The following is an 18,159-nucleotide window of genomic DNA, read 5'->3' as shown; positions in this document are numbered from 1 at the left end:
CCCTACGACCGCTACGGCCTCTACCGTCGGTGCGCCAACGGCACCCGCAGGTCCACCAGCCGGAAGTCGTCGCCGCCCCGGGGGTCGATGTACGCGAGCGGGGCGTAGTGGTACGGGACTCCGTGGGGGCGTCGGCGCAGGGGCTGGCCCTGGCGGCTGCGCGGCCATTCGACGTCGCCGGTCAGGACCCGGGCCGGGACGAGCCAGTAGTCGCCGTGGCGGTAGTTGCGGGGCTCGTCCTCTCCGGGGTGGAACCGGACCTGGACGCCGTCCTCCAGGGTCAGCCACTCGCCCTCCCGCAGGAGCAGGCCCATCTCGTCGCCCGTGTACCCGTCGTCCCGGCCGCTCGTGCCGTGGTCCCAGCGGCGCAGGAACGGGCGGCGGCGCGGGACCTGACCGACGGTCCGGTGGCGCGGGTCCTCGCGGGGCTCGCCGTCCAGTTCGACCCGGAACCCGGCGTGGTCGACCTTCGTGACCGTGTACAGGCGGCCGCAGCCCTCGTCGTAGCGGTCCGACGCGCCGCGGCACACCGAGGCGTCGTCCAGGAGCTCCACCACGTCGCCCGTGTCCACGCCGAGCTTGTCGTCCCGGCCCAGGGTCTCCAGCTCCACCGACGCACCGTCGACGGACCGGACCGGCAGGACCACGCAGCCGTTCTCCCGGGACCACTTGTACGTCGCCCAGCCCTCGCCGCCGCCCCGGTGCACCTCCACCCGGTACAACTGGTTCTCGGGACCCCGGTACCCCGATGACACAGGGGCCGCGGGGGACGCGGCAGGGGCGCCGCCCGGCCCGTCGTGCTTCGGCCGGCCGGTCGCCGCGGAGAGCAGGCCGCGCGGCTCGAACGCGCCGCGGACGCGGTCCCGCAGGAAGCGCGTGGCGCTGCGCATGTCGGGCACCGGCGCGTCCCGCTCCAGCGGGAGCGCGCACACCTGCCACACCACCCGGCTGCGCGCCGTCGTGTCCGGGCCGTTCGCGCCGAGCGCCACCTCACGGATCCAGGGCGCCTCCCACGCCGTGACCAGCCGCTCCCACACCCGCAGGTACACCAGGAACGGCCCCGAAGGCAGCCGGTCGTCCTCGTGCTCGGGGTCGAGGTGGCCGTCGGGCTGCTCCCAGTAGTCGGTGCCGTCGCACTCGCAGAGGATGCCGTCGACGTACATGCGGCCCGGGGCCACGGTGAAGGTGTCGCCGTCGAAGGCGTCGACGCCGAAGCCGCCGAGGCCGTCCGGCTCGGGCGGGTAGGCGGCCGGCCCCATCAGGTCGGTGGCCAGCGTGCGCACGTAGTGCAGGAGGATCGCCGTCTGCTCGTTGATCTCGGCATCGAGCTGGACCCGGCCCTGCTGGGACAGTACGGCGGAGAACCGCCGAGCGGGATCGAAGATGACGCGGGAGAAGTCGCCGTGCATGCGTGTGCTTCCTGCCTGGGCCGGGGGCGGACGGTGTCGGGGCGGCTCCTCAGGTGACGAAGAACAGCCCCGGGTCGCATCCGGCCGGTGTGTACTCGGCCAGCCGGGTGCGGAGATTGTCCTCCCGCTGCGGCTGGAACAGGTGGTGCAGCGCGCCGGGTTCCGAGCCGTTGTCGCCCCCGCGGCGGATCACCTCGGCGCAGTCGTCGGCGAGTCGGACGTAGTCGGGGGAGCCGTACCGGGTGCCGGCGAAGCGCAGTTCGCGCGCCCGGGCGCCGGAGTGGTCGGGCTCGCAGTGGAAGCGGGCCGGCGTCGAGCTGTCCTCGGACGGCAGCCAGCAGAACCGTACGGAGCCCTGGTCGTGCCGGTCGATCCGCACCTCGCCGGCCAGCAGGCAGTTCTCCAGCAGCTCCACGGCCCGGGCGCGCACGGCGCCGATGACCGTGGAGCTGCGGGCGGTGAGGAGGACGTGGGCGGGGCCGCCGTCCGGGTCGCCGAGCGCCGTCGCCTCGTCCACGGTCGCGTCCAGCACGCTGTCGTACACCTCCAGCCGTGCGGGCTCGCGCCCGTCGCCGCGCGCGGCGACCGTCACGGGGCCGAGGACGCTGCGGTGGATCTCGGTGCGGACCGGGCCGCCGGCGATCTCCAGACTCGGCGCCCCGGGCGCCAGGGGTGTGCCCCGGGACTCCAGTTCCCAGCCCGGCACGAACGTGCAGTGCCGGACGACGAGACGGCCCACGCCGCCCCGCACCCGCACAGCGCCGCCCGTCACCAGCAGCCCGTCGAGGACGAGCACCGCCGTATCGGCGCCGCTGCCGGTGATCGTCAGGGCGCGGGGGCGGTCGTCGTCGCGCCGGCCGGTCAGCCGGACGACCGGGCGGACGCCGTCCGCGGCGCGCACCGTGAGCCGGTCCCCGGGGTCGAGGCGCAGCTCGGTCAGGTCCTCGTACACCTCGTTGGCGGTGATCTCCACGATCGCCTCCGCCTTGTGCTCGTGCGAGCGCTTCTCCGCACGCCAGCGGCCGATCGCGTCGGCGACGCTGTGGTGGTCCTCGCCGGGACCCACCCGGTAGCGCTCCGCCGCGCCGGCCGCCGCGGGCTCGGGGCGCGGGTACTCGCCGCCGCCGAGGTCGCCGGAGAACGCGTGGTGGTACGTCACCCGCACTCCGTGCGCGGGGGCCGTGCCCGGCGCGAGCATGAGCCGGCCGAGCACCGGGTCGACGGCGACCTCCCCGGCGGCGAGCCGGAACCGCCAGCCGGAGAGGTCTGCGACGACGATCCGGTCCAGCCGTACGACGTCGTCCTCCTTGTCGGGGCCGGTCCACACGCACAGGCTTCGGCCCGGCCCGTAGTGGTCGTACAGCCGGTCCTTCAGCGCCCGGCGGCCGATGGGCTCCGGGACGTTCGTCTCGTCCGCGATGTGGAAGCTCGACGGCTCGGGCACCGGCGCGGTGAACAGGGGCGTGTCGACGGCGAGCACGTTGAACGTGTAGCAGGCCCGGTCGCGGTCCAGGCAGTACGCGGGGGCCCGGGTCACCGGGTAGGTGCGCAGCCGCCACAGGTGCAGGCCGACGGACTGGACGCCGTACCGGCCGACCCGGCGGGCCGACCCGGCGCGCGGCACCTCCATGGTGCGGGCCAGGGTGTCGAACGGTCCGCCCAGCCGGTCCAGCGCCCCCGCGTCCCGCACGTCGACCAGCGTGCCGCGCGCCAGTCTGCGGCGCGCGTCGGCGCCGTCGGAGGTGTAGCGGCGCACGGGCTGGGTGACGGACAGCAGGCGCCGGTACTCCACCACCCGGGCGGGCCACCCGGCCACCGCCGACGCGAGATCCTCCAGCAGCGCCAGGGTGCCCTTGCGGCGCCGGTTGACGACGGTGTCGGCGACGTCCCGGCGCGGCACGGCGGCGGCCGGCAGACCGCTCGCCCGCGCGGTGTCGTCGGACAGGGCGGCGGCGATCCGGGGCAGGAGCTCGTAGCCGACGAGGTCGCCGAGGTAGGGCACCACCCAGTCGTCGCAGGTCTCGATGAACCAGTTGTCGTAGAGCTGCTCGATGTCCCCCTGCACCACCGCCGCCTGTTCGGCGACGACCGTCAGCAGCGCCCGCAGCGGGCCGCCCTGTTCCGCGTCGCGCCTGCGGTGCACGGCCGGCAGCAGCGCGTACAGCTCGTCCGGGGTCATGGAATCCTCCGCAGGATCAGCGTTCCGGGCACGGCCGGGTCCAGCAGCACCAGTTGGGCCGGGCGCAGCACCAGCCGGGGCAGGGTGGTCGGGGCCGCCGGTTCGGCGGGGGTGGTCCCGACGGGGAGCAGGACCGTGGGCGCCTGCGAGGCGTCGACGACGGCGGCCGGGTCCGGCGGCCCGCCTCCCGGGGCGGCGCCGGACGGCGCGCGGTCGCGCACCGCGCGCGGGCCGGCCGGCAGGGCCGGGACGAAGGCGGCGACGGACGGGTGCTCGGCGAACCGGACGACGTCGGCCGCGGCGGCGCCCTCCGGCACCCCGCCGAAGGCGTCCAGGTCCACGAAGTCGACGCCGGGCACCGCCTGCGCGGCGGCGATCACCGCGCTCTGGTACACGGGATGCCCCAGGTACGCGCCCCAGAAGCCCAGCCGGGCGGCGAGCGCCTCGCGCACCCGCCGCTCGACCTGCTCCGGGAGGTGACCGGCGGCCGTGCGCACGCCGAGCACCACCACCAGCCGGACCCGCTCGCAGGGCTCCACCCGCACCGGCAGCGCCGGGTCGCCGTACCGGCGCAGCGCCGAGCGCAGGGCGGCCAGGAGCGGGGAGGCGGTGTCCAGCGGGGCGTCGTCGGCGGCGACGACGGTGAGGTGCAGGACCGGCCGGCCGCCGTCCACGCAACGGCGGGCCACGGCCTGGCCGACGCCCGCGAAGGCGCGGGCGAAGGACTGGTAGTCGCTCACCGACACCAGCCGGTCGAACGCGGCCAGCCGCAGCGGGATCGCCTGCCGGGTGCGCGCCGGGCCGTCGGCGTCCGCCCCGCCCGTCGCGGGCAGCGGGTTGGTGACCCCGCTGACGCCGAACGGCCTGCTCACGACCTGGTTGATCCGCCCGGCCGCGACATTGCCCGCACGCCCGCCGCCGACCCGGTAGCGGGCGGTGACGTTCTCCGTGCCGGTCGGCGGGCGGGCGGCGTGCCGGCCGTCGCCGAACTCCACCGCCGCCCGCCCGTCGATGCCCGCGCGCAGCCGGAACGCCTGGTCGAGCGGCCCCTCCTCGCCCAGGTCCGCGGTCCGCCGCCACGCCACGCCGTCGACCCGGACGGTGAGCTCCTCCTCGCCGCCGTCGGCGCTCGCCGACGGCAGCCAGACCAGCGGGCCGCGCCGCAGCCCGAACACCTGCCCGGCCCGCCCGGCGTCACCGCTGCCCAGCACCTCGGTGACGGTCTCGCCCGCCGTCGCCGTGACCACGTTGCCGTGCACGACGACGCTGCCCCGCCGGTAGCGGTGCGCGAGCGGGGCGGTCAGCAGCAGCGTGGTGCGCACCCGGTCGTCGAAGGACGTCCCGTCGAAGGCATGGCGCACGCCCGCCAGGACGGCGAGCTCAGCGCCCGCAACCCCCGCACCGCCCCCGGGCACGACGTCCGTCCGCTCCCCGGAGACGACGACCAGCCGCCCGGCGGCCAGCCCCTCGAACGTGCCGTCCAGGGCGACGGCCGCGCCCGCCACGTCGGCGGGATCCGGCGAGGCGGCCGGCGTGAGCGGCTCGCCCGCCGCCCACACGGTGGTGGCCCGCCGCACGGCCACGTCCTCGCAGTCCTCGGTCCACGGCCCGGCCAGCCGCAGCCGCGTCACCCGTACGGCGTCCACGTCGTTGGCGACGGACAACTGGCCGGCCTCGACGACCCGGACGACCCGGGTGCGCGAGCGGCCCGCCACCCGCACCGCGAGCCAGCTCCCCGGCTGGATCTCCTCGTGCACCGCGTCCAGGAGCAGCACGTCGCCCGGCAGCGGACCCCCGCCCTCCGCCCGCGACGCGGCCGCCCCGCGCAGCAGCCGCAGGACCCGGGCGTCGTCCGGGATCGAGGCGCCCAGCGGGGCGGCGACCACCCGGAACCGGTGCACGCCCGGCGCGGTGACCGGGGGCGCGACGGCGGACAGCGCCTCGTAGAGGGACGCGGTCACGCCGGGCCCGTTGCCCGCGAGGAGCCGGGGCAGCGCGTCGGACCCGGCGCCGAGGGCGTCGGTGACCGCGGGCGATGTGTGGCGCGGAGGCTTGCCCAGGCCGAGCGCGTCCAGCAGGGGGTCGACCGCGTGCTGCACCCGCCCGGCCGGGTCGGCGAGGTCCCGCAGCAGCGCCCGCCCACCCGCCGACGCCGCCCGCTCCGGCGCCCCGGCCAGCCGCCGCACGGCGTCCTGGACGGTCGCCAGCCGTACGGCCGCCCGCTCGGCCAGCCCGTCCACGTCCAGGTCGCCGCCGAGCCCGGCGAGACGGTCGTGCAGCCGCCGCAGCCTGCGGTCGAGCCGGGCCGCGAAGGTGTCCGGGTCGCGCAGCTCCTCGGCGCGCTGCCGGACCTCGCGCAGCAACGTCAGCAGCTCCTCGAACGGCCCCTCGGACGACGCGCGGCGCGCCGCCTCCTCCAGGTCCTCCCGCAGCGCGTCCACCGCGTTGTCCAACTGCCCGGTCGCGTCCGGCACCCGCAGCAGCACCGTGGTCCGCCCCCGCGCGGGATCGGGCTGCGCGCTCTCCACCACCCGCGTCAGGTTCAGCCGGGCGTCGGGATAGGCGAACAGCAGCCGGTCACCGGGGCGCAGGGCGGGCTGGACCCCCTCGACGTCGAGGGACCGGACGCTGGTCGCGACGTCGGCCGTGAGGGCGGGCGGCCGGGTGGCGCGCACCGGCAGCCGGTTCCACTCCGCTCGCGCGGCGAGGTCCCCGGCGGTCTCGAAGACCACGGGCAGCGCGCCGGGCTCGGGCTCGCTCTTGACCTGCGACCCGGCCGGCACGACACAGGACGTGCCCGGATCCAGCGTGTAGGCGAGGTGGGCGGCGGCCGCGAGCGCGGGGCGCGGCCGGTGCCCGACCAGCCGCCCGAGCCGGACCAGCGACTCCGGCTCCGCCGCGGTGCGCAGGAACCCCTCGTCGGCGATCCGCTCCTGATAGAAGGTCAGCACGTCGGCGACGACGGCCCAGGCGTCGAGCAGGGCGATCGAGGGGTCGTCCGGCTCCCGCGTCGTCAGCCCCGCCAGCGGCGCGTGCTCGTCGTCGCCGGCGGCGGGCAGCCGGGCCAGCATCGCGTCGAGGAACTGCCGGTGGTCGCCCACCCGGTAGGACAGCGCGGGCAGCCCGGGACGGTTCCACACGGGTGCCGGACCCGGTCGGCCGGCGGGGCAGTCGGTCATCGTCCACCTCGCAGTCGCAGCGTCAGCCACCCGTTCTCCTGCCGGGTGACGTCGCCGTCGAGCCGCGGCACCTCCAGCGGACGCAGCCGCAACTCCCCGGACGGCGGCACGTCCGGCCCCTCCCGCTCCGGGCCGGGGCCGTGGATCCGGCGCAGCACGGTGACCTCGGCGTGCCGTACGCCGGGCACGCCCATGCACAGCGCCACCAGGGCACTGGACCGCACCGGGGTGCCGAAGGTCAGCGCCGCCGGGTCGAAGAACCCCGGCTCACCGTCGGTCCGGCGTCCCGGCAGGAGGCGGCGCATCAGGGCCTCCCGCACGTCGGCGGTGACGTAGTGCGGGTCGACGAGCACGTTCAGGGCCACGGCGAGCGGCACCAGCAGCGCGGGCCGGGTGACGACGTCGTGGCCGATGCGCCGGTAGCGGTGCAGCGCGGCCCGTACCTCCGCCAGCAGCGCCGGCGAGGGCACGGCCGCGCCGGCCGGGTCGAGCGCCACGTCCGCCTCGTACCAACTGCCGGTCCAGCGCAGGGAGGCGGCGGCGCGCTGCACGTCGGGACGGCCCATGGCGAGGGTGGCGTAGTCCTCGGCGGTGACGGCCCGCAGCAGCGTACGGAACGGGGCGCGCGGGGCGGCCAGCCGCACCTGCGCCAGCGGCTCCGGGTCGGTGCCGCCGCTCACCGGCACCGGGTTGCGCACCCGCGTGATGCCCTCCAGCCGCTGGACGGTGCGGTGGGCGATCCGGTTGACGGCCTCGCCGCCCGCGTTGCCCGAACGGCCGTTGCCCACCCGGTAGTAGGCCTGCATCCAGGCCCCCGGGCGTGGCGCCCGGCCGCACCGGTCGTCGCCGAAGCGGAGGGCGAGCACCCCCTCGTCGTCGGTCTCGGCCACCAGGTGCCGGTCCCGGGGACCGCTCGCCAGCAGGTCCCGGCGCGGGGCCCAGTCCGGTCCCGTCTTCGGATCCTCCGTGAGGTACAGCGCGGGCAGCGCCTCGCGGGGATCGGGGCGCAGGGCACTGCTCGCCGGGCCGTGCAGGGCCGGGTCGGCGGGATCCAGCCCGGCCGCGGCCCCCTCGCCCCAGGTCTGCGCCAGCTCCCAGCCCGCGTCGGTGTGGTCGAGCACGTAACCGGCCCGGGCGCGCAGGGCGAGCGTCTCCAGGCGGCGCAGCCTCGGCTCGAAGAAGTCCTCGAAGACGGAGAGGAAACGGGCTGCCCTGCCGCGCCGTTCGGCGTCGTCGGCGAGCCCGGCGAAGTCGTCGAGGAACGACGCCCCGAACAGGGCCGTCAGCAGCTCACGGCTCTCCGGCTGGAGCTCGGCCACCCCGTGGTGCAGATCCCGCAGCCCGTCCCGTGCCCTGGCCGCGAGGCCCAGGAGCCGCCGCCCCTGCGCCGCGGCCAGATCGGCCGGGCGCGGATACGGCGGCGACCAGGTGACGGGCCCGCCGCGCAACGTCACCGGCCGGGGCCGGGCCGGCGAGGCGTCCACCGTCCCGTCCGTCGCCCGCCCCGGCACCTGGACCAGCTCGCCGGACTCGCCGCCGGGGAACCAGATGATGTCCAGGCCGTGTTGGACGAGCAGGGCGTTGCCGCGGGCCACGACGGTCGCGCCCGGCCGCCCGTCGGGGCCACGCGGGTTGCGCACGCACAGCGGGAAGGCGAGGGCGTCCTCGTCGGCCCAGGCGATCTTCACGACCGCCGTGCCGGTGTTCGCGTCGACGTCCCGGGTCGCGCGGGTGAGCCGGACGGCCTGCCGGTGCCCGGGGTCGGGCGGTCCGCCGCCGGGTGAGTGCGTCTCCTCCAGGACGAGCAGGTCGCCGATCTTCAGATCCAGCACCCGGCGTCCGCCGCCGCTGCCGTTGCCGCCACCGTTGCCGTTGCCGTCGTCGTCGAGGAGGGCGGCCCGGGTGGCGCCGGCGGGCAGCGCGAAGCCGTCCTGCCCCCAGGCCCACAGCGGTACGCCGTTGTGCGCGGGCAGCAGCCGCATCCGCCGTCGCTCCAGCGGCTGGTAGGCCGGATGCGGGGCCGAGACCAGGGCCTCCGGGGAGATCACCGGGCCGTCCGGCCGGTCCGACGGCTGGGCGAGGTCGTCCTCCGGCAGCGCCGTGAACGCCAAGTCGCCGGTGTCCAGGGTCAGTTCGGTCGCCGTCTCGACGCAGACGACGGTGCGGGCCGCGCAGCCGTCGTGCATCGGGTAGCCGACCAGCCGCGCGTGCCGCCGCACCGAGGTACGCAGCCGCGCCGTGTCCAGGTACGCCTCGGTGGCCACCGCGTCCTGCTGGTAGCTGAGCCGGTCCCCGACATGGGCCAGCAGCTCCACCAGGGTGACCCAGAGATCGGGGGCGTGCCGCTCGGTCCACCGCGGCAGGGTGAGCGAGAGCCGCTCCAGGAGCAGCCGGCGGAAACTCGCGTAGTCCTTGGCCAGGTAGTCGATCGCCGGGGCGGGACCGGCGGGCGGCGCGACCGGGTGCGGAGCCTTCGGCGCGGGGCGCGGGGGGTGGCGGAGGGTCGGGTGGAAGGTGAAGTCGGCGTGGTCGTGGCCGCCGTGGAAGCCCCGCCCCAGCGCCCGCAGCCGGTACGTGGAGTCGTCGCCCGGCCGGTCCAGGGTCAGCCGCAGCCGGTTCGCCGCGCCGTCCCCCGCCTCCTGCCCCGGGCCGGGGTGGACGCGCAGGACGCGGATGCCGACGATCCGCCGGCCGCCCTCGACGACGAACCGGGTGCGGTCCACGTCCGGCGGGAGCACCCCGAAGAAGGTGACGGTCAGCGTGCGCCGGTCCGGATGCGCCCGCACCTCCCGGATACCGGCCGGCCCGTCCTCGCGCAGGCCCTCGTACGGCCCGGCCGACACGCTCATGACGAGGTCCCCCCGCCCAGGACCGTGGCGGTGAGGCTCTCGCCGGTCGCCGTCAGTACGTACGCCACGTGCACCCGCAGCGTCGCCTCCTGCGAGGTCACCGTGACGGACTCCACCGTGAGCAGGTCGCCCAGCCAGCGCTGCAGGGCCGCCTGGGCGGTCATCTCCAGGGTCGCGGCGAGCTCGGGACTGTTCCCGGCGAAGACCAGGTCGAGCAGGTTGCAGCCGAAGTCGGGCCGGTTCACCCGCTCTCCCGGGCTGGTGAAGAGGACCAGTTCCACCATGTCCCGGACATGGCCGGCGTGGTCGGCGCCCGCCGTGCGGCCACGGGCGTCCACCCGGTACGGGAAGTCGATGTCCATCGCGCTCACATCCCCTGGACCCGGAACTGCATGGCCAGCACCATCGGAGGGTTCGGCGGCGGGGTGCCCACGCCGATCGCCGGGGCGACGCCGGCCGGCGTCGGCTGCAACAGCACGGGCAGGCCGTTCACCAGCACCCTGGTGGACGTCTGCAGCCAGGTGACACTCGTGCACGGCGGCGCCCCCATGCTGGCGGCGGGGAAACTGCAGCCGGCCACGAGGAACATGTCGGCGCCGGTCAGGACCGGCTGGGCTCCCACCAGGACACGCTGCTGGACCGGCGCGGGGACGGTCACGAGGCCGGGCGGGTGCGCGCACATCATCATCGCGCCGTAGTGGAGCAGCAGTCCGGGCATGGTCTCCTCACAACACCGTCAGCGCGCCGTTGTTGACGGTGACCTGGGGTCCGACGAGTTGGATGGTGGCGAGTCCCGGTCCGCAGGAGATCTCGATCGACGCCTCGTTGATCTTGATGAACGGCCCGTTCTCGCCGTGGAGTTGCAGCTTGATCCCGCCCGTCGGCCCCGGCACGTCGCTGATGACGAGGCCGTTCCCGGTCGGCGTGGCCAGCACGATCTGCGGGACGCCCGGCGGGGCGGACCTGGCGGCCGACGGCACGTCCCCCGAACCGCCCCGCCGGAACCCGACCCACACCGCCCGCTCGGGATCCCCGTCCAGGAACCGCACCCACACCCCGGAGTCCGGCGGCGGCACCACGTACATCCCGCAGTCCGAGCCGGCCAGCGGGGTGAGCGGCACGGCCCACACCGGGGCGTCGTCGCCCAGCACCTCGGGGACCCGGACCAGGAACCTGCCGACGCCGGTCGGATCGACGGCGGACACCACGACCCCCTCGTACAACCCGTGCCACTGGTTCACCTGTGCTGTCGCGTGTGCAGCAGCTTGTGCCGTCACGTGTGCTCCCGGCTGTGCCGTCGGGTGTGTTGCCGGGTGAGATGTCGTCATGCGGTCACCGCCTGGGTGTCGGCGCCGAGCCCGTCGCGGACCAGCGTGAAGTGCTGCCTGTACGTGTCCCGGGTGAGGTCGTGGGTCACGGCGGCCACGAAGTACCGCCCGTCGTACGCCCGTCCCGCCCCTCGCACGCCCACCAGACCGTGGGCGCCGAGGACATGGCCGTAGCGCAGGACGTCGACGGTGCCGCGGCCCGTGACGGCGTCGGCGGCGACCTCGCGGCCGAGCCCCGCCAGCAGGGTCCGGGTCAGGGAGCGGCCGGTCTGCCCGGTCAGCGCCCCCGTGCGCAGTACCTCGGCCGGACTCGCCGCCAGGCTCTTGCGCAGCACGCCCGGCTCGGGCGCGGTGACCTCGGAGGCGGTCGTCGACGGCGGCTCCAGCCGGTCGACGGCATAGCCGGAGGGGGCCAGCGCGTCGAAGGAGAAGGTGAGTTCCTCGACGTTGTCGGCCGCCCCGCAGCCCGTGGTGAGGGCCGGCTGGAGGGCTCCGTCGCGGTTCTGCGGCCCCCAGTAGGCGGTGCTGACGCCCGGCGCGGGCCCCGGTTCGAGATGGAAGACGTGCCCGACGTCCGCGGCCATCGCCCGCAGATACGCCAGATCGGTCGCCGACTGCACGGGAATGTCGATCACCGGGTTCGGCTGGTCGGTGAGGACCGGCGCCACGGCCCGCGGTGTGATGCCGTACTGCGCGTACCCGGCGCACACGGCCGTCGCCCGAAGCTGCGGCGGCAGCCCCGGGTACGCCCGCCGGACGTGCCGCAGGTCCATCAGCACGGTCAGGTCCTCGCCGGTGACGACGAGGAACGACGCGCCCGGCGCCCGCCCCGCGTGCAGCTCCTGATGGGTCACCACGCCGTCCATCAGCACATGACACCGGCCCGCCAGAACGACGGCGACCACGACCCGCTTCTTGGCGTAGAGGGCCCCGCCCGGCCCGGCTGCCCCGGCCAGCGGTGAGCGGGCGCTGACGGCGAACGTGAGCTGGAAGCCGTTGGTCCGGCCGCTGGCCGAGGTGATCCGCACCCCGTGCAGGGCGTCGACCAGCGCCGCCGGGGCCGGCGCGGGCACGGTGTCCCCGACGAGCAGCATGAGGTGCAGGTGGTGTGTCATCCGGTGTGTCATCACGCGGCCGGTGCGCCGCCGCCGGCCGCTGCCGACGCCTCGGCCGGCAGGGTGATCCGCAGCCGGCGGCCGGCCACGGCCGTCAACTCGTCAGGCCGCATCGCCCGGTTGGCGTCGGCGATCCGCCACGACTGCTCGGGATCGCCGTAGCGCCGGGCCGCGATCCGGTCGAGGCGGTCACCGGCCGCGACGACGTGTTCGCCGACGCCCGTCAGTTCCTCCGGCTGCGGCAGGAACCGGCGTCGCAGATGGGTGACGGTCCTGCCGTCCGCGAGGGTGCGGGTCGTCGTGGGGACCGCGTGATACCTGCTGCTGGGCTCGAACACGGCTGCTCTCCTCTCATCGGCACGCGTCAGTCTTCTTTTCGCTGCTCATCCGCTCTCATCGCCCTCATCCGCTCGTATAGCCGACCGTTCCCGGGCCGTAGCCCACGAGTGCGGCGAAGCGTTCCCTGCCCTGCTGGTACTGGAGGTACAGCCCGCCGGCCTTGTGGTCGAAGCCCACGTCGTCGACGGTGAGGACACGCACGGTGAGCGTCACCCGCGCCCTGATCGGACTCAGCTCCCCGTCGTACGCCTCCTCCGTCACGTCGAGGTCCAGCATCCGCACGGGCAGCACCCGGTGCGCCCCGAGCACCAGCACGGGCAGCGGGGCCTGGACGGGGGCGATCTCCAGGATTCCCTGGGAGGCCAGGTCGTTCTGCCGGGTCAACTGCGCGGCCGTGGGCGCGACCGCCGTCTCCAGCGCGGACAGCATCCCGAACAGCCCGGACCCGGCGGGCGGCGCCGGACCGCCCGCCGGGGCCACCTGGTCCGTCGCGTCGAACTCCGCGTCGATCCGGAACGTCTCCCGGGGCGGCCCCTGCAACCGCAGCGCCTCCAGCCGGTCACCGGCGTCGGCGCCGATGCCGCGCGGCTGGAGCGTACGGGTGATGCTGTCGGGGTTGTACTGGAAGGGCACGACCCGCAGCACCCGCCCCTGCTCGGGATCGAGGAAGACGAAACCGCCCCGCCGCGGCACAGCTCCGGTCATGACGCTCCCTCACCTTCCGGCTCTTCGGCGGCCATCGCCCGGTGGACGGCACGGGCGATGTGCCGGCCGAGGACGGCTACGTCGGAATCCACGGGTACGCGTGCGGGTACGGCGGATACGGCGGACACGGCGGCGGGGGTGAGGCCGAGGAGTACGGCGAGTTCCGTCTCGACGGCCGCGCAGAGCTCCGCTCGTGACACGCCGCCGACCGCCGAGTCCAGCACCAGCCGGCGGATGCGCAGTTCGACCCGGGTCGTGGTCGTGGTCTCGGTCATGTGATCACCACCGCCGTGTCGGCGTCGAAGCGTCCCGCGTCCGGGGCGGCCAGCGGGCTGTCCACGCCGTCGACGCGCAGCCGCAACGGATACCGCCCCGGCAGCCCGCCCGCGGCCAGCCGGAACCGCAGCTTGCGCGTGGCCCGCGCGAAGGGCTCGGCGAGCACGGGCAAGTCCGCCACGAGCAGCTCGGCCCGCTGCCCGGGGTGCACGGCGGGAGCACACTCCAAGGACAGCACCACCGCCCCCTTCGCGTCCTTCGCGGCCTTCGCGGTGCGCGTGACGGTCAGCGGCAGGGCGCTGGTGATGCGCGGCGCGACCTGGAGGGTGCGGGGCGCGGTCGTCCGTTCGCTGCCGTCGGGAGCGGTGAGGACGACGACCACCGACCAGTGGCCCGCGCCGAGTTCCTCGTCCAGGGTGACCCGCACGGCGGCGGCCCCGTCGGACCGGGCCGGCAGCACGACGGGGCCGCCGAGCAACGGATGCGTGAGGCGGACGCTGGCCGCTCCCACGCCCGCTCCCACCCCCGCCCCGAACCCGCTGCCGCTGAGTACGACGTCGGCGCCCGGCGGCGCGATCGCGGGCAGTACGGCGTGCAGCACCGGCCACGGTTCGGCCGCCGTCGGCGCGGCCTCCGGACCGGACCCGGCGGCCCCGCGCCGCAGGACCGGCAGAGGCGTACGGCCCGGCACGGAACTGTCGATGAGCACGACCCGGGCCTCGTACGGCACGGACAGCCGGTAGCCGTGGCCGAGCGCCGCCCACAGCCGCCACATCTCGTCGGCCGGCAGCACCGCCGGGGTGACCTTCACCGGCTCGGGCTGCAGATGCAGATCACTGAAGTCCGCAGCGGCCTTGAGTGCTGCGGCGGGCAGCTCGGGCCGGTCGTGCAACGCCGACATCGCCGCGCCGAGCAGCCGTTCGGGGAGGGTGGAGTCCTGGTCCCGGGGCGCGTACCCGGTGAACAGGTAGTGCAGGACGAGGGGCAGCGCGGGGTGGTGGGTCTCACCGGGGTGTGTGCCCAGGGGGTCGGTGTTGCGCCAGGCCGCGTCGATGGCGGTGCGGTAGAGGAAGAGGTTGAGCGTCGGCGCCCGTCCGTCGCCGTCGCCCTCGTCGGCGACGTCGTCGTCCATACGGCCGGGATGACGCACCGTCACCCTCGCGTCGGGCACCGTGCGATGCACAGCCTCCTGCAACACGGCCCGCAAAGTCTCCGTCACCGCGGCAACAGCCAGCGCGTCACTCACGACCGCCTCCCGAGATACTCCTCGAGCGACATCCGCGACCGGCGTGGGGGAGCCGGGGCGTCGACGACCGGCTGAGACCGCCGGGAAGTGTGGACGACGAGGCGATCGATGGTGATGTGCAGGACGGTTTCTCTGGGTTCTCTGGGTTCTCTGGGGGGTGCTGCGGGGGGTGCTGCTTTGGGGGTGGGGGGTGTTCGGGGCGGTGTGGGGCGGGTGGGGTGTTCTGGTGGCGTGGGGGAGGTGGGCCTTGTGGCGCGGACGGTGAGGTGAGGGTGCGGGGCGTGCGGCGGGGGGCTCGACGGGGCCTCGACCGAGGGGGTGAGCGGGATGGGGGCGGGGGCAGCTTGAGAGGCGGACGCGGATGGGGACGAGGCGCGGGGCGGGAACGGGGACGGTTCGGGGAGGTGCGGGGGTGGGGCGGTCAGGGACGGGAGTGGCGCGGAGCGGGGCATTGGTGAAGCCGCGTGGGACCTGGATGGTTGGGAGGCGGACGGGGGTGTGGTGGTCCTGGACGGGGACGGTGGGGAGAGGTGCAGGGGTGAGGTGGCCTCGGGCGGGGGTGGTTCGGAGAGGGCCACAGGTGAAGGGGCCCGGGACGGAGGTTGTCCGGAGGGGGCCACAGGTGAAGGGGCCTGCGACCGGGATGGCTCGAGGAGGTGCGGGGGCGTGGTGGCGTCGGGCTGGGACGGTCGGGAGGGGGCTGGAGGTGAGGTGGTCCGGGACGGGGACGGTTCGGAGAGGGGTGGGGGTGTGGTGGTCCCGGGCGGGATGGGTTGGGAGGCGGGCGGACATGAGGTGGCCTCGGACAGGGACGGTGCGGCGAGGGCCGGGGATGCGGTGGTCCTGGGCGGTGGTGGGTCGGAGGTGACGGGCGTCGAGTCGGGTGCCGTCGGCCTCGTGGCGGCCTCGACCGAGGGCATCTTGTCGTGTGCCCGCTCGGCGATCGTCACGGGGCTGGGCTGGACGGGGTGCTCGGCGAATCCTGCGACGCGTTTGTCGCCGGTTGTCGGGCTGTGGGGCGGTGCCATGCCCGGGGGCTTGGGCCGGGTGCTCGGGCTGAGTGGTGGCGCGTCCGGGGTGTGGGGCGGCGAGGCTGCGACTGTGACGTGCGGTGGTGCGCTCCGGCCCTTGCGGGGTGAGCCTGGTGCCTCTGGTGTGGCCGGGTGCCCGGTGGACGCGGCTGGGTCACGCGGTGAGGCGTCCTTGGCGTGGGGGGAGGGGCTCGGCTTGCGGCGTGCGGTGGCCTCGGTGGTGCGAGGCGTGGCCGGGTCGCCCGGTGAGGTGTGCAGGGCCTTGGGAGACGCGGTGGGGCCGGACGGCGAGGTGCCCTTGGGCTGGGGGGACGGAGCCGTGCCGTGCGGTGGGAGCGGTGTGCTGCCCTCGGCCGACGGAGGCGTGGCCGGGCTGTGCGCTGACGCGTTCCGGGGTCCGGTGGACGCCGCTGAGGCTCGGGGAGAGGCGTGCTGGGACGGGGACGGGGACTCGGCCGGGGCGTGCGGTGAGGGGGCCTCGGTCTTGGACGGCGTCGTCGGAGCGCCGTGTGGGTGCGTGCTCTTGGCCTTCGGGTGCCGGCTCCGGCTCGGTGTCTGTGGCGAGACGGCGGAGTTCTCGGGGATCGCCTCGTCGCGTCGGCCCGGCGCGCGGTGCGGTGTCACCGGGGTGGCGCGGGGAGTGTCCGCTTCGCTGGGAGTCGGCCGCGTCCGTTCTGCGCTCTGGGGTGTGTGCCCCGGGGGGTCCGGACGGGGCGTGGGGCTCTCGTCGGCCGTGGGAACGGGACGGGCACAGGCCGGGGGCGTGCCCGCACCTGACCGCGTCCGAGGCTTCCGTTCGGGAGGCGGTCCAGGCGGCGATGCCGTGTCGCCGTCGACGGCCCGGGGCCGGTGTTCCGGAAGGAGCGGCGAGGAAGAGTGCACGGACGAGGACACGGCGGACGGTCCGCCTGCCCGCGCAGCCAACTCACCGGCCACACCGACCTCTTGAACCGCACTGATGCCCGCCGCACTGATGCCGGCCGCACCGATGCCCGCCCCGCCGATACTCACCGCCGCACCGGTGTCCGACCCGCCCGCGCTCACCTCACCCGTGCCCGCCCCACCCGCGCCCGCCCCACCCGTACCCGCTTCCCCCATCAGCACGTCACCGTTCGGCAGGCGTGGCGCGCCCGGGTCGAAGATGTTCGGGGTGAGCGGTCTGAGCCGGGGGCCCGGTGCCCCCAGTACCCGGTCCACGAAGTCGTTCATCCGGCGCTCGCCTCCAGATAGAACTGCCGCCGCGCCGGACTGATCGACAGGACGTCTGCCTCCGACCAGCCGTAGGCCCGCGCCAGGGAGTGCACCTCGTGCAGCAACTTGCGTGCGTAGCCGGAGACTTCGGTCCACAGGTGGTCTCCGATGTCGAGCGCGGCCTCCCAACGGTGCTCGCACTGCGGGCAGTTCAGGACCAGGACCGTGTCGGCCCCCGGGTCGAGTTCCGGGAGCAGCCGGGCCACCTGCTCGAGAACCTCGTCGGGCAGGTCGTCGACAGGCGGCGGACTGACGTGCACGACGCACCGGCGCAGCAGGCTGCGGCGCGCCCGGGGCGCGGTGGCGTCGACGGCCCGCACGTCGCGGCCGGTGAGGGCACGGAACGTGACCGTCATGCCGTCCGTCGTCAGCGTCGCCGTAGCGGGAACGCGACCGCCCGCACCCGCACTTGGACCCGCACTTGGACCCGCATCGGCGTCCGAGCTCACCGCGCAGGGCCGCAACTCCCCGGCGGCGACGGTGACATCGAGACTGTCACCGCACTGCGGGCAGTCCGCAGCGCAGGGCAGCGCGTCGCCGAACGCGCCGCAACGCAGCTCCAGCAGAAGGGCGTTGACGGCGCTCAACGGCAGGTCCGCGACGTCCTGACCGGTCGGCGCCGCCACCGAGGCGAGCAGGAGGGAGCGGGCCGCCGGTGTACCGCCGAGCCCGCCCTCCCACACCTCGAGGACGTTCGCCTCCGTCAGTCGATGCGGCACGCGGTCACCCGGCGGTGTCGCTGAACTGCGAGTCCTGCGGCGCGTTGGTGTGCTCCCGCACCCAGCCGTGGTGCTCCACCTTGATGTGCTCGAAGGCGACGGCGTTGGACCCGGCGTCGAGTTCGGGAAGCCCCTGGTACTCGGAGACCCAGGCCTCGTGGACGGAGTAGGACAGCACCTGCTGGCCGCCCTCGTCGAAGACGTCGATGACGAGGTCCCGTCTGAAGTCCTTCAGGGAGGTCTCCAGGCCGCCCGCCGAGTTCTTCAGGCTCCAGACCCGGTTGGCCCACTCCTCGAAGGCGGTGTCGATGGTGCAGCCGCGCTCCAGGGTGATGGCCTCGTACTCGGTGCGGCCGGGGAGCTTGCGGCTGGTGCCCGGGTCGCCGCCGTCGCGGTGCCGGATGACCTCGGTGGTGCGTTTGAGGCCGCTGACCTTGCTGATTCCGGCGATATAGGCGGTCTCCCCGCTGAACTTCACCCGGAAGCGGAAGTTCTTGAAGGGGTCCCGGCGCGTGACTTCCGGCATCGGTCGT

At 75.3% G+C, this 18,159-nt stretch carries 14 protein-coding genes; all 14 read right to left on the bottom strand.

Translation table 11 applies throughout. The features are described 5' to 3' along the window. Positions 1-20: 20 nt before the first annotated feature. Positions 21-1,409 carry a DUF6519 domain-containing protein gene (locus OG352_RS04120; RefSeq protein ID WP_329214421.1) on the bottom strand — a complete coding sequence of 463 codons (1,389 nt, stop codon included), beginning with the start codon at positions 1,407-1,409 and terminating at the stop codon, positions 21-23. A 49-nt stretch (positions 1,410-1,458) separates the two neighbouring features. Further along, positions 1,459-3,588 carry a hypothetical protein gene (locus OG352_RS04115; protein WP_329214419.1) on the bottom strand — a complete coding sequence of 710 codons (2,130 nt, stop codon included), beginning with the start codon at positions 3,586-3,588 and terminating at the stop codon, positions 1,459-1,461. Further along, the gene (locus OG352_RS04110; protein WP_329214417.1) at positions 3,585-6,767 is read right to left on the bottom strand and encodes a putative baseplate assembly protein; all 3,183 of its coding nucleotides are present in this window, start codon (positions 6,765-6,767) and stop codon (positions 3,585-3,587) included. The genes OG352_RS04115 and OG352_RS04110 overlap by 4 nt, the downstream gene beginning before the upstream one ends. Beyond that, positions 6,764-9,616, bottom strand: coding sequence for a putative baseplate assembly protein (locus OG352_RS04105; protein ID WP_329214415.1), 2,853 nt, complete (start codon positions 9,614-9,616; stop codon positions 6,764-6,766). The genes OG352_RS04110 and OG352_RS04105 overlap by 4 nt, the downstream gene beginning before the upstream one ends. After that, complete coding sequence (locus OG352_RS04100; protein ID WP_329214413.1) at positions 9,613-9,978, bottom strand: GPW/gp25 family protein; 366 nt, start codon at positions 9,976-9,978, stop codon at positions 9,613-9,615. Before OG352_RS04100 ends, OG352_RS04105 begins: the two co-directional genes overlap by 4 nt. A gap of 5 nt (positions 9,979-9,983) precedes the next feature. Continuing rightward, positions 9,984-10,334 carry a hypothetical protein gene (locus OG352_RS04095; RefSeq protein ID WP_329214411.1) on the bottom strand — a complete coding sequence of 117 codons (351 nt, stop codon included), beginning with the start codon at positions 10,332-10,334 and terminating at the stop codon, positions 9,984-9,986. A gap of 7 nt (positions 10,335-10,341) precedes the next feature. Beyond that, positions 10,342-10,893 carry a phage baseplate assembly protein V gene (locus tag OG352_RS04090; protein ID WP_329214409.1) on the bottom strand — a complete coding sequence of 184 codons (552 nt, stop codon included), beginning with the start codon at positions 10,891-10,893 and terminating at the stop codon, positions 10,342-10,344. Between the two features lie 47 nt (positions 10,894-10,940). Continuing rightward, positions 10,941-12,059 carry a hypothetical protein gene (locus OG352_RS04085; RefSeq protein ID WP_329214407.1) on the bottom strand — a complete coding sequence of 373 codons (1,119 nt, stop codon included), beginning with the start codon at positions 12,057-12,059 and terminating at the stop codon, positions 10,941-10,943. Positions 12,060-12,070: 11 nt separating this feature from the next. Then, complete coding sequence (locus OG352_RS04080; protein ID WP_329214405.1) at positions 12,071-12,397, bottom strand: LysM peptidoglycan-binding domain-containing protein; 327 nt, start codon at positions 12,395-12,397, stop codon at positions 12,071-12,073. Between the two features lie 64 nt (positions 12,398-12,461). Next, a complete protein-coding gene (locus OG352_RS04075; protein ID WP_329214403.1) occupies positions 12,462-13,103 on the bottom strand; it encodes a hypothetical protein in 642 nt (213 codons plus the stop codon). Next, complete coding sequence (locus OG352_RS04070) at positions 13,100-13,378, bottom strand: hypothetical protein (protein WP_329214402.1); 279 nt, start codon at positions 13,376-13,378, stop codon at positions 13,100-13,102. Before OG352_RS04070 ends, OG352_RS04075 begins: the two co-directional genes overlap by 4 nt. Further along, a complete protein-coding gene (locus OG352_RS04065) occupies positions 13,375-14,625 on the bottom strand; it encodes a DUF4255 domain-containing protein (RefSeq protein ID WP_329214400.1) in 1,251 nt (416 codons plus the stop codon). The genes OG352_RS04070 and OG352_RS04065 overlap by 4 nt, the downstream gene beginning before the upstream one ends. Positions 14,626-16,861: 2,236 nt before the next feature. Next, a complete protein-coding gene (locus OG352_RS04060) occupies positions 16,862-17,626 on the bottom strand; it encodes a hypothetical protein (RefSeq protein WP_329214398.1) in 765 nt (254 codons plus the stop codon). A 4-nt stretch (positions 17,627-17,630) separates the two neighbouring features. Then, positions 17,631-18,152, bottom strand: coding sequence for a phage tail protein (locus tag OG352_RS04055; protein WP_329214396.1), 522 nt, complete (start codon positions 18,150-18,152; stop codon positions 17,631-17,633). Positions 18,153-18,159 lie beyond the last annotated feature (7 nt).

Origin of the sequence: Streptomyces sp. NBC_01485, from assembly GCF_036227125.1 — a bacterium.
Classification (GTDB): Bacteria; Actinomycetota; Actinomycetes; order Streptomycetales; family Streptomycetaceae; genus Streptomyces.
This window is presented reverse-complemented; position numbering and strand designations above follow the sequence as displayed.